Genomic DNA, 16,636 nt, shown 5'->3' on the forward strand with positions numbered 1-16,636 from the left:
CGAATGTGAACCGAGGCACACGCGAACGGAGGCCCTCTCATGGAATTGACCACCGCCAACGGAACATTGATCCCCGCGCTCGCGTTCGGAACGTGGCCGCTCCAAGGCACGGAAGCCACTGAAGCGGTCCGCCACGCCCTCGAGCTCGGCTACCGGCACATCGACACTGCCGAAGCCTACGAAAACGAAGAAGCAGTAGGGGCAGGCCTGCGCGCGAGCGGCCTCGACCGGGACGAGGTCTATCTGACCACCAAGTTCCAGAAGAAATGGCACGGCCGCAGTGAAGTCCGCCAAGCACTCGAAGGCACCCTCTCACGCTTAGGCGTCGACACCGTCGACCTGTACCTGGTGCACTGGCCCAACCCGGACCAGGACCGCTACGTTGAAGCCTGCCAGGGCCTCGAAGACCTCCGCACGGAAGGCAAAATCCGCAACTGGGGCGTCTCCAACTTCAAGCCACACCACCTGCAGAAAGTGCTCGATGCGGGCCTGGCTCCGCAGGTCAACCAGATTTCCGTCAACCCGTACGGCGCCCAGACAGAGATCCAAGAATTCAACACCGAGCACAACGTGCTGACCGCCGCCTACTCGCCCCTCGGGCGAGGCGGCGAACTACTCGAAGACGCAACGCTGACCCGCATCGGGCAAGAACACGGCAAAACCCCCGCCCAAGTGATCCTGCGTTGGCATCTGCAGCATGGCCGCATCGCCGTCCCGCGTTCATCCAACCCGGAACGCCAAGCAGAGAACCTGGCCGCCCTCAACTTTGAACTGACCCCCGCTGAGATCGAGGCGATCGACGCCCTCAACCGCAACGATCCCCCACGCCTCGACGCCGACGAGTTCGGCCACTAGGCCTACAAAGCATGGCTAATTCTCCCTCCGGGGATTCGATGCTGGAGAGGATCATCCGGATCCTCTCTGCTTTCGATGCGGACCGTTCTTTGCTCTCGGTCGCGTCCCTAGCCAGCCGCGCCGAGATCCCCCTGGCTACGTGCTACCGGCTGGTCAATCAGATGTGTGCCGCGGACCTGTTGCGCAAAGACGCGGACGGCAACATCAGCCTCGGAATGCGGCTGTGGGAGCTGGCTTCCCGTTCCTCACCCGCGCGTGACTTGCGGGTTGCGGCGATGCCTTTCCTCGATGACGTCCAGGCGGTGTTCCGCCAGCACACCCAGCTAGCGGTGTTGGATGGCGATGAGGTGCTCGTTTTGGAGCGGTTGTCCTCCCGTAACTCGGTGGTCAACCAGGCCACCATCGCGGGCCGCATGCCGATCCACCAGGTCTCGCTCGGGCTGTCGATGCTGGCATTCCAACCTTCGGCCGTCATCGACGCCTACGTGCAGCAGCATCCGGAGGCCGGGAACATCGCATACTCGAACACCGGGAACCTGCGCAACACGTTGGCGGCGATCCGCCAACGCGGTTACGCCCAACTGGACGGCATGGTGGACCACGACACCGCGGGCGCAGCCGTGCCCGTCTTCGCGGCACTCACCGGGCGTGAACGGTCCAAGGTGATCGCCTCGATCGGTGTGGTGGTGCCCATCGATTTCGAACAACGCGCCGCACTCGTACCCGTGCTTTTGGCGGCGAGCCGCGGACTGACCCGAGCAATATCAGCACCGGAGCCTGAAGACAACCCGTAACGATCCATAACGACCCACACGAATTTTCATTCAATGAAAACGACTATTGAAGTTTGTGTCTACTAGATCACACTAGTAGAACTACAGAAAGACACTGCCCGGCGCCACTACTTGGCCCGCGCAGATCTGAATCTCCCACTCTTCCGTTATTTTCAGGAGCTAACTTCGTGGCACCAACCATTGAGAAAACCAAAGTCGGCATCGTAGGTGGCGGCCCAGCCGGCCTCATGCTCTCCCACCTGCTCTCCCAGCAGGGCATCGAGAACATCGTGATCGAAAAACGCGATCACGAGACCATCGCCAACACCCACCGCGCCGGCATTCTCGAAACCGGTGCCGTGAAGATGCTGACCGAAACCGGCGTGGACTCCCGCGTGAAGACCCACGGCTACGAGCACGAAGGCATCGACCTGCGCTTCGGCGGGGTCTCCCACCGCATCAACTTCAAAGAACTCATCGACGCGACCGTGTGGCTCTACCCGCAGAACGAGGTTTTCGTTGACCTGGCCGCAGCTCGCAAACGCGATGGCGGCGACGTCCGTTTCTCGTGCGAGGTCACCGAGGTCCTCGATCACCTGACGGACACCCCTAAGATCCGCTACACCGACAGCGAGGGCGGCGAACACGAGATCCACTGCGACATCCTGGTCGGAACCGACGGCTCTCAGGGCATCTGCAAGTGGTCCATCCCGCAAGAGAAACGCACCGATAACTTCATCGAGTACCCGTTCGCTTGGTTCGGTATCCTCACCGAAGCCCCACCGAGCGCACCAGAGCTGATCTACGCGAACTCCCCACACGGCTTCGCCCTGATCTCCCAGCGCAACGAAGACGTGCAGCGCATGTACTTCCAGTGCGACCCAGAAGAGAACGTGGACGAATGGGATGAGGAACGCATCTGGGCAGAACTGCAGCGCCGCGTTGACGGTCCGGACGGCTTCCAGCTCAAGCGCGGCCCGATCTTCGAAAAGGTCGTTCTGAAGTTCCGCTCCTACGTATGCGAGCCGATGCGTTACGGCAACATGTTCCTCGCCGGCGACGCCGGACACACCGTCCCACCAACCGGCGCGAAGGGCCTCAACCTCGCCTTCGCTGACGTCCGAGTGCTCTTCGACGCTTTGAAGGCCTACTTCATCGACGGCGACAACGAAGGCTTGGAGGGCTACTCCGAGAAGGCGCTCAAGCGTGTATGGAAGGCCCAGAACTTCTCGTTCTGGATGACCCAGATGCTGCACACCCGCAAGGACGCCAACCCGTTCGAAGCCAAGCGTGCACTCGGCGAGCTGAACACCGTCGTCAGCTCCAAGTACGGGCAGGCCTACCTCGCTGAGTCCTACACCGGCTGGCCACACGAAGACTAAATCCACGCCCCAGGCTCACCGCTTACGGTCTGGAATTAAGACGAGAGAAGGAGCAAAACATGGCAGAGGAAAACTTGCCCGTGCTTGACCCGCTGGCCTCCAGCGACTCGCAAGAGCAGATCAGCCAAGAGATGGCAGACATCCACGCCAGCTACGAGGCCGCCAAAAAGGCAGACCCGGCCAAGGAAGAAACCCAGCCACGGGTGAACTTCCCGCCGTACCGGTCCTCGCTGCTGCGCCACCCAACCAAGAACATGCACCACGCTGACCCGGAAACCATCGAACTGTGGTCCCCGGCGTTCGGCCACCGCGACGTTCACCCGCTCGAAGCCGACCTCACCATCCAGGGCAACGGCGAACCTATCGGCGAGCGCATCAAGATCCGCGGCAAGGTCCTCGATGGCGACGGCCGCCCGGTGCGTGGCCAGCTCATCGAAATCTGGCAGGCCAACGCTGCGGGCCGTTACGTGCACAAGCGGGATCAGCATCCGGCGCCGATCGACCCTAACTTCACCGGCATCGGCCGCGCCATCACCGGCCAGGACGGCTCCTACGAGTTCACGACCATCAAGCCGGCACCATACCCGTGGAAGAACCACCACAACGCGTGGCGTCCGGCGCACGTGCACTTCTCGCTGTTCGGTACGGACTTCACGCAGCGGATGATCACCCAGATGTACTTCCCGGGGGATCCGCTGTTCTCGCTGGACCCGATCTACCAGGCGATCACTGACCAGAAGGCCCGCGACCGCCTGGTCGCTAACTATGACCACTCCGTGACCAGCCACGAATGGAACACCGGATATCAATGGGACATCATCCTTACCGGTTCCAACCGGACCTGGATGGAGGACGGAGAAGACCATGCCTAAAGAGAAGCTTGTACCTACCCCTGGCCAGACGATCGGCCCGTTCTTCGGTTACGCCCACCCTCACGAGCAGGTTCACTTGCCGTGGTGGGATGGCCAGAACCTTGTTCCGCCGGGCCACGCTAAGGCTGTCCGCCTGACGGGCACGGTGTACGACGGCGCGGGCAACCCGATCCCGGACGCGATGCTGGAGATTTGGCAGGCCGATGAGGACGGCAACATCGTGCAGAAGGACGGCTCGCTGGTGCGTGATGGCTTCACGTTCACTGGTTGGGGTCGCGGCATTGTCGATAACGTCGGAACCTACACGTTCTCGACCGTGAACCCGGGCCCTACCGAAGAAGGCAAGGCCGCTTTCATTGCGGTTGTCGTGTTCGCGCGCGGGCTGCTGAACAAGCTGCACACCCGCATCTACCTGCCAGAAGATGAGGAAGCGCTCGCGAATGACCCGGTGTTGCAGTCCCTGGATGAGGAGCGCCGCAAGACGCTCATCGCCACCCGCGGTGAGGACGGGTCCCTGCACTTCGACATCCACTTGCAGGGTGAGAAGGAAACGGTGTTCTTCCAGTTCCCAGGTATCGATTACCCGGCCAACGAAAACTAGAACCCCGCTCCCCCGGTAAGAGACACTGCCGCGGTAAAAACACTGCCGCCGGTAAGTAACACTGCCTCCGGGTTCCAATAAAGCCGGGGCCATAGTAAACCGGGGCCTCGAATAAACACTAGTACTGTCCGCCTACGTCTGCCGTGGGCGGACATACTAGTGTTAGAAGTAATCAACCAGCTCCCAATACGAGCTACCTGATATGAGGAGTGATGCGCGTGCTGCACGGCGATTACGGAGTGCTCAGCCCCGCGTGGGCCGGCAGCCAGGCGGCCGCGATCACGAGTGATCACGCGTTCATCCAGGCACTGCTCGATGTCGAACACGCGTGGTCTGCCGTGCTGGCTGAGGCGGGGCTCATCCCGCAGGAACACCTCGGTGCGATCACCGACGCCGCTAACGCTGACGATTACGATCTAGCCGCGATCGCCGCTGAAGGTGTGGGCGGCGGCAACCCGCTCATCCCCCTGCTGGGCGCCTACCGAGCCAACGTAGCGGAAACGAACCCGGCGGCGGCATCGAGCATCCACATTGGCGCCACGAGCCAAGACATCATGGACACCGCGATGATGCTGATCATCAAGCGTGCCGGAGAGCAGACGTTGGCGACGGTCAAGAGTGCGGCGGCCGCGCTCGTGAGCTTAGCCCACGAGTACCGGGACACCCCGATGGTGGCCCGCTCTCTGACCCAACACTCGCTACCGGCGACCTTCGGTTGGCGGGTCACCCACTGGCTCCAAGCCCTCGCCCAAGCAGGCCAGAACCTCGAACAAACACTGACACAAACCGCCCTGCAATGGGGCGGTGCCGCAGGCACCCGGGCCTCCCTCCAAGACTTCCTGACCCGCACCAACAGCACCGTCACTGCGGATGAGCTGGTGGCTGACCTCGCGAACAAGCTGGGTCTGCAGAACCCGCCTCCGTGGCAAGCGAACCGGGTACCGGTTCTGGTGCAGGCGGACTCGTTCGCGCAGGTTGCGGCTGCGTGCGGCAAGATCGCCAACGACGTGCTGATCAGCGTGCGTAGCGAGAACGACGAGCTCGGCGAGCCTCTCGCCGCCGGCCGCGGGATCTCCTCAGCGATGCCGCATAAGCAGAACCCGGTTTTGTCCGTGCTCATCAAGAACGCGGCCCTCACCGCCCCGCAGCTGCTCGCCCAGGTCTATACCGGGGCGGTCGCCAACGTGGAGGAACGCGCCGATGGCGGCTGGCACACCGAATGGGAGGCACTGCGTGGACTTGTGCGCACCAGCGGTGCGGCAGTAGCGAAGACGCACGAGCTGGTCTCCGGTCTGAGAGTCTTCACGGACCGTATGGCACAGAATTTGGCCCGCCACGGTGAGCTGTTGGCGACCGAACGCATGGTCGCGCATCTTGCGCCGCGACTCGAAGAGCACGGTGTTGCCGATGCGGGGCAAGGCAAGAAGTACCTGCAGGGTCTGATCTCGCGTGCGCTCACCGAAGGTGCGTCCGCGGCCGGGGAAACCCAACTGAAACCTCTCTTGCTGGCGGAGTTGCCGGCGGAAGCTGTGACCGAATCAGAACTGAACAACTTGCTGGACCCTTCGGCCTATACGGGGGATGCCGCCACGCTCGTTGACCAGATCACCTCGACCTATATTGACTGGAGTCATTCATGAGTGCACCGAACATCGTTGCCGTCCAACTCACCGAAGCCGACGAAAACAAGCCCCTCCTGTTGGTAGGGCCGGGTCTAGGTACGGGCGTCGAGGCGCTCTGGAACCTGTGTGCCGAAGAACTCGCTACCGATTTCGAAGTGATCGGCTACGATCTGCCAGGGCACGGCCGCTCACCTGCCGCATCGGACGAATTCACCCTCGAAGAACTCGGGGACGCCGCCGCTGAGATCATCGCCGAACAGGCCGCTAGCGGCCGGAAGGTTTTCTTCGCCGGGGTTTCCGTCTCCGGCGCGGTTGCGCTCGAGCTCGCCCTGAAGCACGGCGATAAGTTCGCTGCGGTCGCACCGATCTGCTCGGCAGCTAAGCTCGGCACCGCCGAAGCGTGGCAGGAACGCGCCGACCTGGTCTCTCGGGCGGGTACCCCGACGATGGTGACCGGTTCCGCGCAGCGCTGGTTCGCCCCAGGCTTCATCGAGGAGCATCCGGAGCGGACCACCAACCTGCTGCACACCCTGCAGAACGCTGACCGGTTCTCCTACGCATACACATGCCTCGGTTTGGCCGGCTACGACGTGCGTGACCGTTTGGGTCAGATCAAGATCCCGGTTCTCGCTATGGGTGGCGCGGTGGACCCGGTGTGCCCACCGGAAGACATCGAATTCATCGCCGCCAACGTCCCGAACGCTACCGCCGTGATCATCGACGACGCCGCCCACCAGGCACCACTCGAGAAGCCGGAAGAGACCGCGGCCGCCCTGCGCGAGCACTTCCTCAGCGCTGGCAAGAACGGTGCGGCATCCAACGGTGGTACGGCCCAGGATGGCGTGGCGAAGAACGGTGACGCGACGTTGCAGGAAGTTTTCGATAACGGCATGAAGGTGCGCCGCGAGGTGCTCTCCGATGCGCACGTGGACCGCGCGAACGCGAATAAGGACGAGTTCAGCGAGGACTTCCAGGACCTCATCAGCAAGTATGCGTGGGGCACCATCTGGACCCGCCCTGGCCTGGATCGGCGCATGCGTTCGGCCGTGACCCTGACCGCGATGGTCGCTGGCGGTTACTGGGAAGAGCTCGCGATGCACGTCAAGGCCGCCCGCCGCAACGGGGTCACCGTCGAGGAGATCAAGGAAATCCTGCTGCAGACCGCGATCTACTGCTCGGTACCGGCCGCCAACGTCGCTTTCAAGACCGCGAAAGAGGCCCTCGCTGAATACGACGCCGAACAGTAGGCCTGCCGGAGGCGACGGCGGCTGCTGAGTAGGCCTGCCGAAGGGGCGCAGGCCGCGGCTCTTAGGGGATCGCGGAGTACACAGCTAGGTCGCGGACCTCACCGCGCAGAACTTCGCCGTTGCGGCGAACGCCTTCGTAAGTGAATCCGGCTTTCTCTGCGACCCTGCGGGAGGCGCGGTTGCCCGGGTGAACACACAGTTCGACCCGGGCGGCCCCGCGCTCCAGAGCCCATGCCGTCACCAACCGGACAGCCTCCGTCATGAGGCCGCGTCCACGCGCCCACGGGGCGGTCATGTAGCCCAAAGAAACATGGTGTTCGTTGTGGACTCGTAGCTCGATCTGCCCCATCAACCGGCCGCACTCTGGCCCGTCGGGGACGGTGATAACCCAACGCGTTCCCGGCAACTGGGTGCACCATTCCAGCGCCATCTCGCGGGTATAGTCCAGCGGCACCCGCGTCCACTCGACCACCGCAGGGTCTTGGCATGTGGCTAAAAGATCGTCCACATCGTCAGCTCGGAAATGACGTAGCACCACACCACCGCCGGACAGCTCGGCAGATTCGGGAAGAAAACCCTCAGTACGTTCCATGAGCCACTAGTTTAGAGACCTTGAACACGCGTACGTCGCGAAAACGGTTGTGCCCGGGGCGTAGCTCACATACGCCCCGGGCACACACCGTCAGCTAGCGCGCATCACGTGATCCTGCACGTGCGCCGGCGTTGCACTTGCCGCGGCGCCGCCCCTAGTCGCCATCCCCCGTGCTTTCCGCAAGCATGATGTCGAAACGGGCCTTCGTCCAGGTCTTATCGCCTAGGTCGCGGCCGTTCGGCGTCGGGGTTCCGGCTGGCTGTTCTTCCCTGCTCGGCTGCCTCACTCTGGGTGTGGTCGCCGTTCAGGGCCGCGGTCAGAAGCTCGGTCATGTTCTGTTCGGTTACAGCCACAGGGTTCGATGCCGGGGCCGCCTTGAGCACGCGCTCCACGGCCTCCGGAATGCCTTGGGCTGTGAAGCCGTAGTCAGCCAAACGGGACGGCGCATCCACTGCCTCATACAACTCACGCAGAGCATTCACCGCGGCGGCTGCCGGGTCACCCGACACTTCTCCGCCGAGTGCCGCCGCCAAGCGGCCGGCAAGCTCCGGCACCGCTGGGGCGTTGAGCTCCAAAACATAAGACAACACGGTCGCGTGGGTTTGGGCGTGCGGCAGATCGAACGTTCCACCCAGCACGTGGCAGATCTTGTGATGCAGACCAGAGCCCGCGCCAGCGAAAGACACCGCCGCCAAATAACAGCCGTAGAGGGCCTGCTCGCGCGCATCCATGTCATCGGCATCGGCCACAATCCCACGCAGAGCCAACGCCAACGCACGCGCACCCTCAAGCGCAAGCGCCTGGTTGATCGGGTCAGTGCGCGGAGCCCACAGTGAATCCACGCAGTGCGCCATACCGTTCAAACCAGACGCGACCGACATCTCCACCGGCAGGGTCTTAGACAGCTCGGCGTCATAGATGACCGTGAGCGGCAGAACCTTATCGTCCACACCCGTGGTCTTGGTGCGGTCCTCGGTCAGCCCCCACACGTTGGTCGCCTCAGAACCTGCATACGTGGTCGGGATCGCGATCACAGGGATCCCGGTCGTCAACGCGACAGCCTTCGCAAGCCCGGTCGTGGAGCCGCCACCCACCGAAACCAGAACATCCGCATCCGCCTCATCGGCCGCGGCGCGTGCACGTTCAGCAACCTCAACCGGAACGTGCATCACCACCTCATCCCACCACACGGCGGGGGTGACCTTAGCGGTTGCTGCCTTAGCGAGTTCGGTTTCGAATTCGCCGGCGATCACCATAGGACGGGACGCGCCCAGCTGTTCAAGCTCGGCCGCCAAGTGTTCGGCGGCCTGGCCTGTACCGAACAGCACACGCTGCCCCAAGGTGGTGTGTTCAAAACTCATAGACATGCTGGAAGCCCTCTCGAAACCCTACATATAGGTCTTCAATATTCCAGCAGACTCTGCGCTTATCTGGCACCCCTCGAAATCTTTAGCGCTCTCAGAACCGCTAGCAGCCCTCGGAACCTCTAGCAGTCCTTCGAAGCCGCTGCCTTGGCCGCCTTGAGGGACTTCTCTGCGGCAGCCACATCGGCCTGAGCCGCGCTCAGCGCCTTCTGAGCTTCAGCGACCTTGCCCTTGCCGCTCACAAGATAGTTCTCGTACGCGGAGATCAACGCGGCGTACTCGCCCGTGGTGTAGGACGGTGCGTTGCGGTCAGCGTTCATGTAGTTCTTGGTATCGAAAACCTGGCCATGCGCGATGCGGTAGGTGGTTCCCGGCTTATCGACAACCGCGAAGCCCGTCACCGTGTACCGGCGGTCCGTGAGGTTCAGGTAGTGCCCGACGTCGTGGAACGCAGCCTTCTTATTCTTCTTGTACAGCTCTTTTTCCTTGCTGTACCAGCCCTTGAACGGGTCACTGCTTCCCCACGAGAGGTTCTCGGCAGGGACAATGTGGCCCCGGTGGCCCATATGCGCGTGGGAGGCGTTGGTCTGAACCTGGGAACCCGCCATCAGTAGTGAGTTGATCTTCAGGCTACCCCCGCCCGGGAAGACCTCGTCGCTACTGCGCAAAGCGTTACCACGGTCGATGTGCCGCAACGTGGCCTTGAGGTTCTTCAAGGTCGTGGCGTCACCCGGCTTGTTCAGTTCGGTCTTTGCGAGGAACTTGCCCGCTTGGTCGGTCTTGTTGTTGAAGTTGTGCTTCTTGCCTTTGGCGTCCGTGTACCCGCCGGTGGTCAGCAACTGGTAGGCGCGATTCGCATCAGCATCGTTCTTTTGAGCGCCAAGCCAACGGAAGAAACCGGCGGTACCCAGCTTCTCGTCCTGGATGGCCTGCTGCGCGCTCTTCTGCGCGGCACCCACAGAAGCCTGGCGCGAGTTCTGCGCCGCACGTGCGTTATCGAGCTTCTTCTGCGCGGCAGCTACCGCAGACTTACCCTCAGCCGCATCGCATGTAGCGCCACGCTGGGCCTTCGGCTTGCTCGTAGACTGCTGGGTTGTACCGGCACTCGACTGCGGTTCATCAGACTTCTTCGCAGCGTTGCCCTCAGACTTTTTCTCAGCCTTTTCCCCAGTGGCCTTCTCAGAACCCTCCGCCGCGTCGCCGTCCTTGGCATCATCGGCGGCATCCGGGCTCTTCTTCGCCTCGGTGCGCTGAGCCTGGGCCTCGGAGGCTTCCTCAGCGGAAGTCTCCTCCGCCAGTGTTTCCTTGGCCTCAACCAGATCATTCTCCGACGGCTGAGCGTCAGCCTTCTGCGTGTTCGCAGCAGGCGAGTTCCCATTCGAAACGGCAATGGCGATTCCGCCGAATGCCACCCCACCAATCAATACGCCAGCGGTAATCGCGCCAGCAAGGCGTTTAGAGATCGCCACAGTTGTTCCCCTTCACAAAAGTTCGCAGCACAGCCATCATCTATAGCACCCGAAACAGGCATAACGCCAGGCGTGTCCGTGATCTCGGACAGGGGCGAAAATCTGGGGATATTTGTAAGTTCAGACCTATCTTCAGCTCAGCAAACGGCCATACTTCTTGGGGTGCGCATAGCTTAAAAATCGTCCAGGGTCACGATGCGTACCGCGCCTTCCTCAGCGGTGTCCACGAGCCGCTTGCGCATCACTTCGATCGCTTCCGGATTCTGGTCAACCAACAAGAACTTCCGGCCCAACTCCCGCGCCGCAGCGCCCGTCGTTCCGGAACCGCCAAAGAAATCCAGAACCGTATCGCCCGGCTTGGAGCTCGCCGCGACAATACGCCGCAAAACACCCAACGGCTTCTGCGTGGGATACCCCGTTTTCTCTTTACCCATCGGAGAGACGATCGTGTGCCACCACACGTCGGTAGGTAGCTTCCCGCGTTCCCGCTTCTCCTGAGTCACCAACCCAGGCGCCATATACGGTTCACGGTCAACCTCATCGGAATCAAACCAGTACCGCGCCGGATCCTTGACATACACCAGGATGTTGTCGTGCTTAGCGGGCCATCGTTTAGTGGTGCGCGCCCCATAGTCATAAGCCCAAATGATCTCGTTCAGGAACCCCTCACGCCCGAACAAGCCATCCAATAAAACCTTCGCGTAATGCACCTCCCGGTAATCCAGGTGCACATACAACGTCCCGTCCGGGCTCAACAACCGGTACGCTTCCGCGAGCCGCGGGCCCAGAAAATCCCAATACTGTGCAAACGCATCGTCATAAGCCAACGCCGCCCCGCGTAAGGTCACATACGAATGCCCTCCAAAACCGACGCGGTCCCCCACCTCATCCGCACCCGCTCGCTGAGTACGCAGCGACTGCCTGGTCTGCTTACGGCCCGTATTGAACGGCGGGTCCACATAGATCAGCCGGAAACTCTCATCCGGTAGCTGCCGCAAGACCTCGAGGTTATCCCCCAATACGATCGTGTCTGGATCCCCCGGCTCCCACACCGCGCCGCCATCAACTTGTTCCGTCACCTACACGCCCTTCGCCGCCGCACACGCCACTGCAGATCCGCTGACACTGCACAACTGCTAGCTTAGACACCATGCGTACCCCCGTACCGGATTACCTCCACGACATCATGGAGTCCTGCATCGACGACGGCGAAGTCGCCGGCTACATCCCCGAACTCGCCAACGCGAACCCCAACACGTTCGGTATCGCGTTGTGCATGGATGACGGCACCGTGTATGAGGTCGGCGATTATCAGCATGAATTCTCGCTGCAATCCGCCGCTAAACCTTTCGCTTACGCGCTCGCTGTTGAACACCTCGGGCCCGATGGGGTCGAAGAGCACGTGGGCGTGGAGCCGTCCGGTGACGCGTTCAACTCCGCTTCGGTTGACGCTAAAACGGGTAAGCCCAGCAACCCGATGATTAACATCGGCGCGATCACCACCTACGCGCTGACTGGGCCAATCAGCCTCACACCTGAGGAACGCTACGAGAACGTGCGCCTCGGGATGTCCCGCTTTGCAGGGCGTGAACTCGAACCGGACATACCCGTCTATGAATCGGAGATGGCCAACGCGTGGCGCAACCTCTCGCTCGCCTATCTTGTGCGTTCAACCGGGCACTTCACGCTGCCACCGCACGATGTTGTGGACGGCTACACCAAAGTCTGCTCCCTTAAAGTCACCCCGCACGACCTCGCCGTGATGGGCATGACGCTTGGCAACGGCGGGATCAACCCCATAACCCAAGAACGCGTGGTCAGCGAAGACACCGCCCAACGCGTGCTGTCCGTGATGTCGACCTGCGGAATGTATGACGCCTCAGGCGACTGGATGACCGACGTCGGCATCCCCGCTAAATCCGGGGTCTCCGGCGGCATCGTCGGCGTGCTGCCGGGCCAGGCATCGCTCGCGACGTTCTCGCCGCGGCTAGACACCTACGGCAACTCCGTGCGCGGCCTGCAAGCGTTCACGCGCTTGTCTCAAGATCTGGGCCTGCACATCATGTCGCTACCACCCACCGGCGAATCCACGGTCCGTTCCGTGGCCCGCCACGACCAAGGCGACGGCCCCGAACTGCATGTTGACATCCAAGGCCCGCTGCGGTTCTCGTCTGCCGAACGCGTCATGCGTACCCTTGCGGCCCTCCCGGTCGGTGAGGAACCCGTGGTCCTCGATGTCTCCCGCGTCGGTTCCGCCGACCGCATCAGTGTGCGCATGATCCACGAATCCATGCACCGCCTCCACACCGACGGCCACCAAGTTATGGTCCGCGACCCCAACGGCGTACTGCGCGACCGCTGGGACTACAACTGGGAAGAATAAACCGCCCACCCATCAACCGTCCGCCTACAAGCAGGCCGTCCACTGAGTCAACCAGCCAGTGAGTCAGCCAACCGCTGAGTCAGCCAACCCACTGTGTCGGTCAATACAGAGAGCAGGTCACGATGTTCCACATCCCTCCGCAGCCGTGGACCGGCCGCATCGACGGTGACGGCCCCGAACACGCCCGCTGGCACTCCACCATCCAGCCGCTCCACATGCACGATGCGCCGTGCACCTCGGAACCTGGCTTGGTAGAGCCCGGCGTGGTAGAACCCGGCACCGTGTTGCTGGGGTTCGCATCGGATGAGGGGGTGAGGCGTAATCAGGGCCGCGTGGGTGCCGCGGAAGGACCGCAGAAACTCCGCGAGATGCTCGCCTCGATGGCGGTGCACCCTAAGTCCGGCCAACCGAACTACCCGAGATACGACGCCGGGAACATCAACGTCACTAACAGCGACCTTGAGAGCGGTCAGGCGGCTTTCGGCGAGCGCGTCACGGAGCTTCTGGACGCTGGCCATTTCACGGTGGGGTTGGGTGGCGGTCACGAGATCGCGTACGCGAGCTATCTGGGGGTGGCTGACCACCTGGCCCGGGTGCATGGCGGGGAGCCGTTCACGCTCGGGGTGCTCAACCTGGATGCCCATTTCGACCTGCGGGAGGCTGAGCAGCCCACGTCGGGGACGGGTTTCCTCCAGATGTATCAAGCGGAAGCCGCTGCGGGTAGGGCGCTGCACTACGGCGTCGTAGGTATCAGCCCCGCGTCCAACACCACTACTTTGTTCCGGCAGGCTAAAGCGATGGGTGCTGAGTTCCTGCTCGATACCGAATGCGCCCATCGTGAGGAAGTCACCGGTTTCATCCGCGATTTCAGCAGTAGCGTCGATTACCTCTATCTCACAATCGACCTCGATGTGTTGCCTGCCGCGACCGCTCCCGGGGTTTCAGCGCCGGCCGCCTACGGCGTTGATCTGCCCACGATCCACGCCGCGGCCCTCACTGCGGCGCGCACCAAGAAACTCGTGCACCTCGATGTAGCCGAACTCAACCCGAGCCTGGATGTGGATAACCGCACCGCCCGCACGGCAGCGCGCCTCATCGACGAAATTGTGCGTGCCCACGAAAGCACCCGCAAGTAGGCTTTAACCCAAACAGGCACGCTCGCGCCAACACGCACATAAACGTAAGCGACAATGTAGGAGGGCCAGCATGCACCCGGTCTTTGGGAACGCACCGCCACCTGGTGGCGCCCCGCAGCTCGCCCCTTACATGCGCGCGCCGCAGCACCCTGCCTATTCTCGCAACGCCGCTTACGGTCACAGCCCTGCTTATCCGCACGGTTCTGCTTACGGCCAGCGTCCAGGCTTCCCCGGGCCCCACCGTGGGCGTCCGGCGCGCAGGCGAGGCCGTGTCGGAAGCAACATCGCGGCCCTCTTGGTGGTCATGCTGGCGATCACCGCGTGGCTGGTGCCCAGCATCGTGCTGGACCCATCCACCATCAGTAACCCCGGGCCTGACACCACACAGCAACAGCCAGGGCAACAAAAGCCTGATCCGGGGGCGCAAGGCGAAGCCGCCGTCCCCGCTCAGCCGGGGAACCTCGCGAAAAGCCTCAGCGAGGCCAAGCCGCCCACGGTTCGTTTCCCACCCGAACCTAAAGGCCCAGAACCCCGTGAAACCGGCCCCATCAAAGAAGGCACGGTACTGAATAAGGGCGTACCGGGGCTCGTCATCGTTGAATCCACCATGCCCGGCTATCTCGCCGGCGGCGGGACTGGGCTCATCGCGACACCGGACGGCTACGTCATCACCAACTACCACGTGGTGCAAGGCTCCAGCGGGATCACAGTCCAAGACACCGACACAAAGAAACGCTACGAAGCCACGCTCGTGGGGCATAACGCGCTCAAAGACATCGCGGTCCTCAAACTCAACAACGCCTCCAACCTGCGCACCATCGCAACCCGCTACGACGAAAAAGTCACGCTCGGTATGCGCGTCACCGTGATCGGTAACGGCGGAGCCAAAGGCGTGCTTCAGCAGCTCTACGGCAGGATCACGGACCTCAGCGTCAACATCAGCACCCGTGCCCAAGGCTCAGTGCCGGGTGGTTCCCTCAAGAACCTGCTGGCCACCAGCGCCGACGTGGTCCAGGGCTATTCGGGTGGGGCGATGATGAACCGCGATGGCCGCGTGGTTGGTATGACCGTCGCCGCTTCCGAAGGCCCCAACGCTCGCATGGTTTATGGTTACGCGATCCCTATCAACACCGTGATCGATGAAACCCAGCGCATCCTCGACGGAAACGGCGGAGACGGCACCGTGATCGGCCGGCCGGCTGCCTTCGGCATCACGATCCGCACCGACGAAAAACCCAATCCCCGCGCACCCGGGCTCATCATCGAAAGTTTCCTCGAAGATTCGCCGCTACCGGCGCTCGGCATCAAAAAAGGCGACCGGATCACGAAGCTCAACGGCAAAACCATCGAAAGCTACACCGACCTCAAACGCGCCTTAGCGCCGCTGGAACCCGGCCAGAAAGTCAGCATCGCCTGGAGCGGCAAAGGCGGCGGGAAAGACGGGGCCGGGCAAGGAACCGTAACCCTCATCCGCTCGAGTGTGAACTAGTGTGCGGCGGGCAGCGGGCGCGCATACATCGCCGTGAGCTCTGCCTCCGACAATGTGGAACCGTCTGCGGCGATGCCGGCTCCCGCATCGTTGATCTCGACGCGGGCACCCGGCTGGACACCCACCGATTCCAGCCTGCGCAGAACCTGCGGGTCATCGTCAGCGATGCGCACCACCTCATACATGCCCGGGCCCAGCTCAGCGAGCGCTGCGACGTCATCCATGGGCGGCATCGTGAGGTCCGCGCCGGGGATCGGGTCCCCGTGAGGGTCCATGCGTGGATGCCCGAGTAGGGCGTCGATCCGGTCCACGAACCGCGCCGATGCTGCGTGTTCGAGGCGTTCGGCATCCTCGTGCACTTCGTCCCACGTGTAGCCGAGCGATTCAACGAGGTAGGTTTCGATGAGGCGGTGGCGGCGCACCATCATGAGCGCAACCGCACGCCCCTTCTGTGTGAGAACCACAGGCTTATACGGCTCGTACGTGATAAGGCCCTGCCGCGCCAAACGGCGCAACGTCTCAGACACATTAGGCGCAGAGGTTTGGAAACGCGAAGCCAACATGGACGTGGAGATCGGTTCCCCACCCCACTCGATGGATGCCCAAATCTCCTTGACATAGTCCTGGGCGACCGGTGAAATCTGATCCAGCTCAGCCGGGGACAGCCCGTTTGGCGGCCGTTCAGCCGTAGCTCGCTCAGGTGAGGGCACAGCGTTCTCGCCAGAACTCATGAGTTGCACTCCCCTCGCCCCAAACATCTAAGCCAGCCACACCACCGACGCGGCATCACGGCCACGGCACTACTGCTACGTGCAACCCTATCGTTCCTGCCGCCCCGGAACCCACCGCCA

At 62.5% G+C, this 16,636-nt stretch carries 15 protein-coding genes and 1 pseudogene; 11 read left to right on the forward strand and 5 right to left on the reverse strand.

The features are described 5' to 3' along the window. The first annotated feature begins 39 nt into the window (after positions 1–39). The 8 genes and pseudogenes from HMPREF3160_RS05270 (at position 40) to pcaC (ending at position 7,352) form a co-directional block, all read left to right on the forward strand. Positions 40–855 carry an aldo/keto reductase gene (locus tag HMPREF3160_RS05270; RefSeq protein ID WP_070507480.1) on the forward strand — a complete coding sequence of 272 codons (816 nt, stop codon included), beginning with the start codon at positions 40–42 and terminating at the stop codon, positions 853–855. A gap of 11 nt (positions 856–866) precedes the next feature. Continuing rightward, positions 867–1,649, forward strand: a complete 783-nt coding sequence (locus tag HMPREF3160_RS05275; protein ID WP_070507482.1) for an IclR family transcriptional regulator — start codon at positions 867–869, stop codon at positions 1,647–1,649. A 167-nt stretch (positions 1,650–1,816) separates the two neighbouring features. Next, positions 1,817–3,010, forward strand: a complete 1,194-nt coding sequence (locus HMPREF3160_RS05280) for a 4-hydroxybenzoate 3-monooxygenase (RefSeq protein ID WP_070507484.1) — start codon at positions 1,817–1,819, stop codon at positions 3,008–3,010. Between the two features lie 59 nt (positions 3,011–3,069). Further along, entirely contained in the window at positions 3,070–3,882 is an 813-nt protein-coding gene (pcaH, locus tag HMPREF3160_RS05285) for a protocatechuate 3,4-dioxygenase subunit beta (protein ID WP_035755809.1), read from the forward strand. Continuing rightward, positions 3,875–4,483, forward strand: a complete 609-nt coding sequence (gene pcaG / locus HMPREF3160_RS05290) for a protocatechuate 3,4-dioxygenase subunit alpha (RefSeq protein ID WP_070507486.1) — start codon at positions 3,875–3,877, stop codon at positions 4,481–4,483. Before pcaH ends, pcaG begins: the two co-directional genes overlap by 8 nt. A 218-nt stretch (positions 4,484–4,701) precedes the next feature. Further along, a complete protein-coding gene (locus HMPREF3160_RS05295; RefSeq protein WP_256174039.1) occupies positions 4,702–6,123 on the forward strand; it encodes a lyase family protein in 1,422 nt (473 codons plus the stop codon). Continuing rightward, positions 6,120–6,866: pseudogene (locus HMPREF3160_RS10180) on the forward strand (alpha/beta fold hydrolase); the annotation flags it as partial. The gene HMPREF3160_RS05295 and the pseudogene HMPREF3160_RS10180, both read left to right, overlap by 4 nt. Before the next feature lie 81 nt (positions 6,867–6,947). Next, positions 6,948–7,352 (forward strand): 4-carboxymuconolactone decarboxylase, encoded by a 405-nt coding sequence (pcaC, locus tag HMPREF3160_RS10185; protein WP_232219271.1) that lies wholly within the window; start codon positions 6,948–6,950, stop codon positions 7,350–7,352. Between the two features lie 61 nt (positions 7,353–7,413). Here the strand turns inward: pcaC and HMPREF3160_RS05305 are convergent, their stop codons facing one another. From HMPREF3160_RS05305 to HMPREF3160_RS05320, 4 genes are all read right to left on the reverse strand, one after another. After that, the gene (locus HMPREF3160_RS05305) at positions 7,414–7,944 is read right to left on the reverse strand and encodes a GNAT family N-acetyltransferase (RefSeq protein WP_035755800.1); all 531 of its coding nucleotides are present in this window, start codon (positions 7,942–7,944) and stop codon (positions 7,414–7,416) included. A 215-nt stretch (positions 7,945–8,159) separates the two neighbouring features. Then, entirely contained in the window at positions 8,160–9,311 is a 1,152-nt protein-coding gene (locus tag HMPREF3160_RS05310) for a maleylacetate reductase (protein WP_070491260.1), read from the reverse strand. Positions 9,312–9,430: 119 nt separating this feature from the next. After that, the gene (locus tag HMPREF3160_RS05315; RefSeq protein WP_070491262.1) at positions 9,431–10,777 is read right to left on the reverse strand and encodes a CAP domain-containing protein; all 1,347 of its coding nucleotides are present in this window, start codon (positions 10,775–10,777) and stop codon (positions 9,431–9,433) included. A gap of 173 nt (positions 10,778–10,950) precedes the next feature. Next, on the reverse strand, positions 10,951–11,856 hold the full coding sequence (locus HMPREF3160_RS05320) for a DNA-methyltransferase (protein WP_256174040.1): 906 nt from the start codon (positions 11,854–11,856) through the stop codon (positions 10,951–10,953). Positions 11,857–11,927: 71 nt separating this feature from the next. Here HMPREF3160_RS05320 and glsA point away from each other — a divergent pair, with 71 nt between their 5' ends. The 3 genes from glsA to HMPREF3160_RS05335 all read left to right on the forward strand — a co-directional run bounded on the left by glsA (position 11,928) and on the right by HMPREF3160_RS05335 (position 15,785). After that, positions 11,928–13,160: a glutaminase A gene (gene glsA, locus HMPREF3160_RS05325; protein WP_070491263.1), complete on the forward strand. Its 1,233-nt coding sequence runs from the start codon at positions 11,928–11,930 to the stop codon at positions 13,158–13,160. A gap of 122 nt (positions 13,161–13,282) precedes the next feature. Further along, positions 13,283–14,296 (forward strand): formimidoylglutamase, encoded by a 1,014-nt coding sequence (gene hutG, locus HMPREF3160_RS05330; RefSeq protein WP_070507490.1) that lies wholly within the window; start codon positions 13,283–13,285, stop codon positions 14,294–14,296. Positions 14,297–14,366: 70 nt separating this feature from the next. Next, positions 14,367–15,785 (forward strand): S1C family serine protease, encoded by a 1,419-nt coding sequence (locus HMPREF3160_RS05335; RefSeq protein ID WP_070507492.1) that lies wholly within the window; start codon positions 14,367–14,369, stop codon positions 15,783–15,785. On the opposite strand, the gene HMPREF3160_RS05340 is transcribed toward HMPREF3160_RS05335, so the two are convergent. Beyond that, on the reverse strand, positions 15,782–16,516 hold the full coding sequence (locus HMPREF3160_RS05340) for a metal-dependent transcriptional regulator (protein ID WP_083285456.1): 735 nt from the start codon (positions 16,514–16,516) through the stop codon (positions 15,782–15,784). The genes HMPREF3160_RS05335 and HMPREF3160_RS05340 overlap by 4 nt on opposite strands. Positions 16,517–16,636 lie beyond the last annotated feature (120 nt).

The sequence above is a fragment of the Arthrobacter sp. HMSC06H05 genome, assembly GCF_001807395.1.
Classification (GTDB): domain Bacteria; phylum Actinomycetota; class Actinomycetes; order Actinomycetales; family Micrococcaceae; genus Pseudoglutamicibacter; species Pseudoglutamicibacter albus.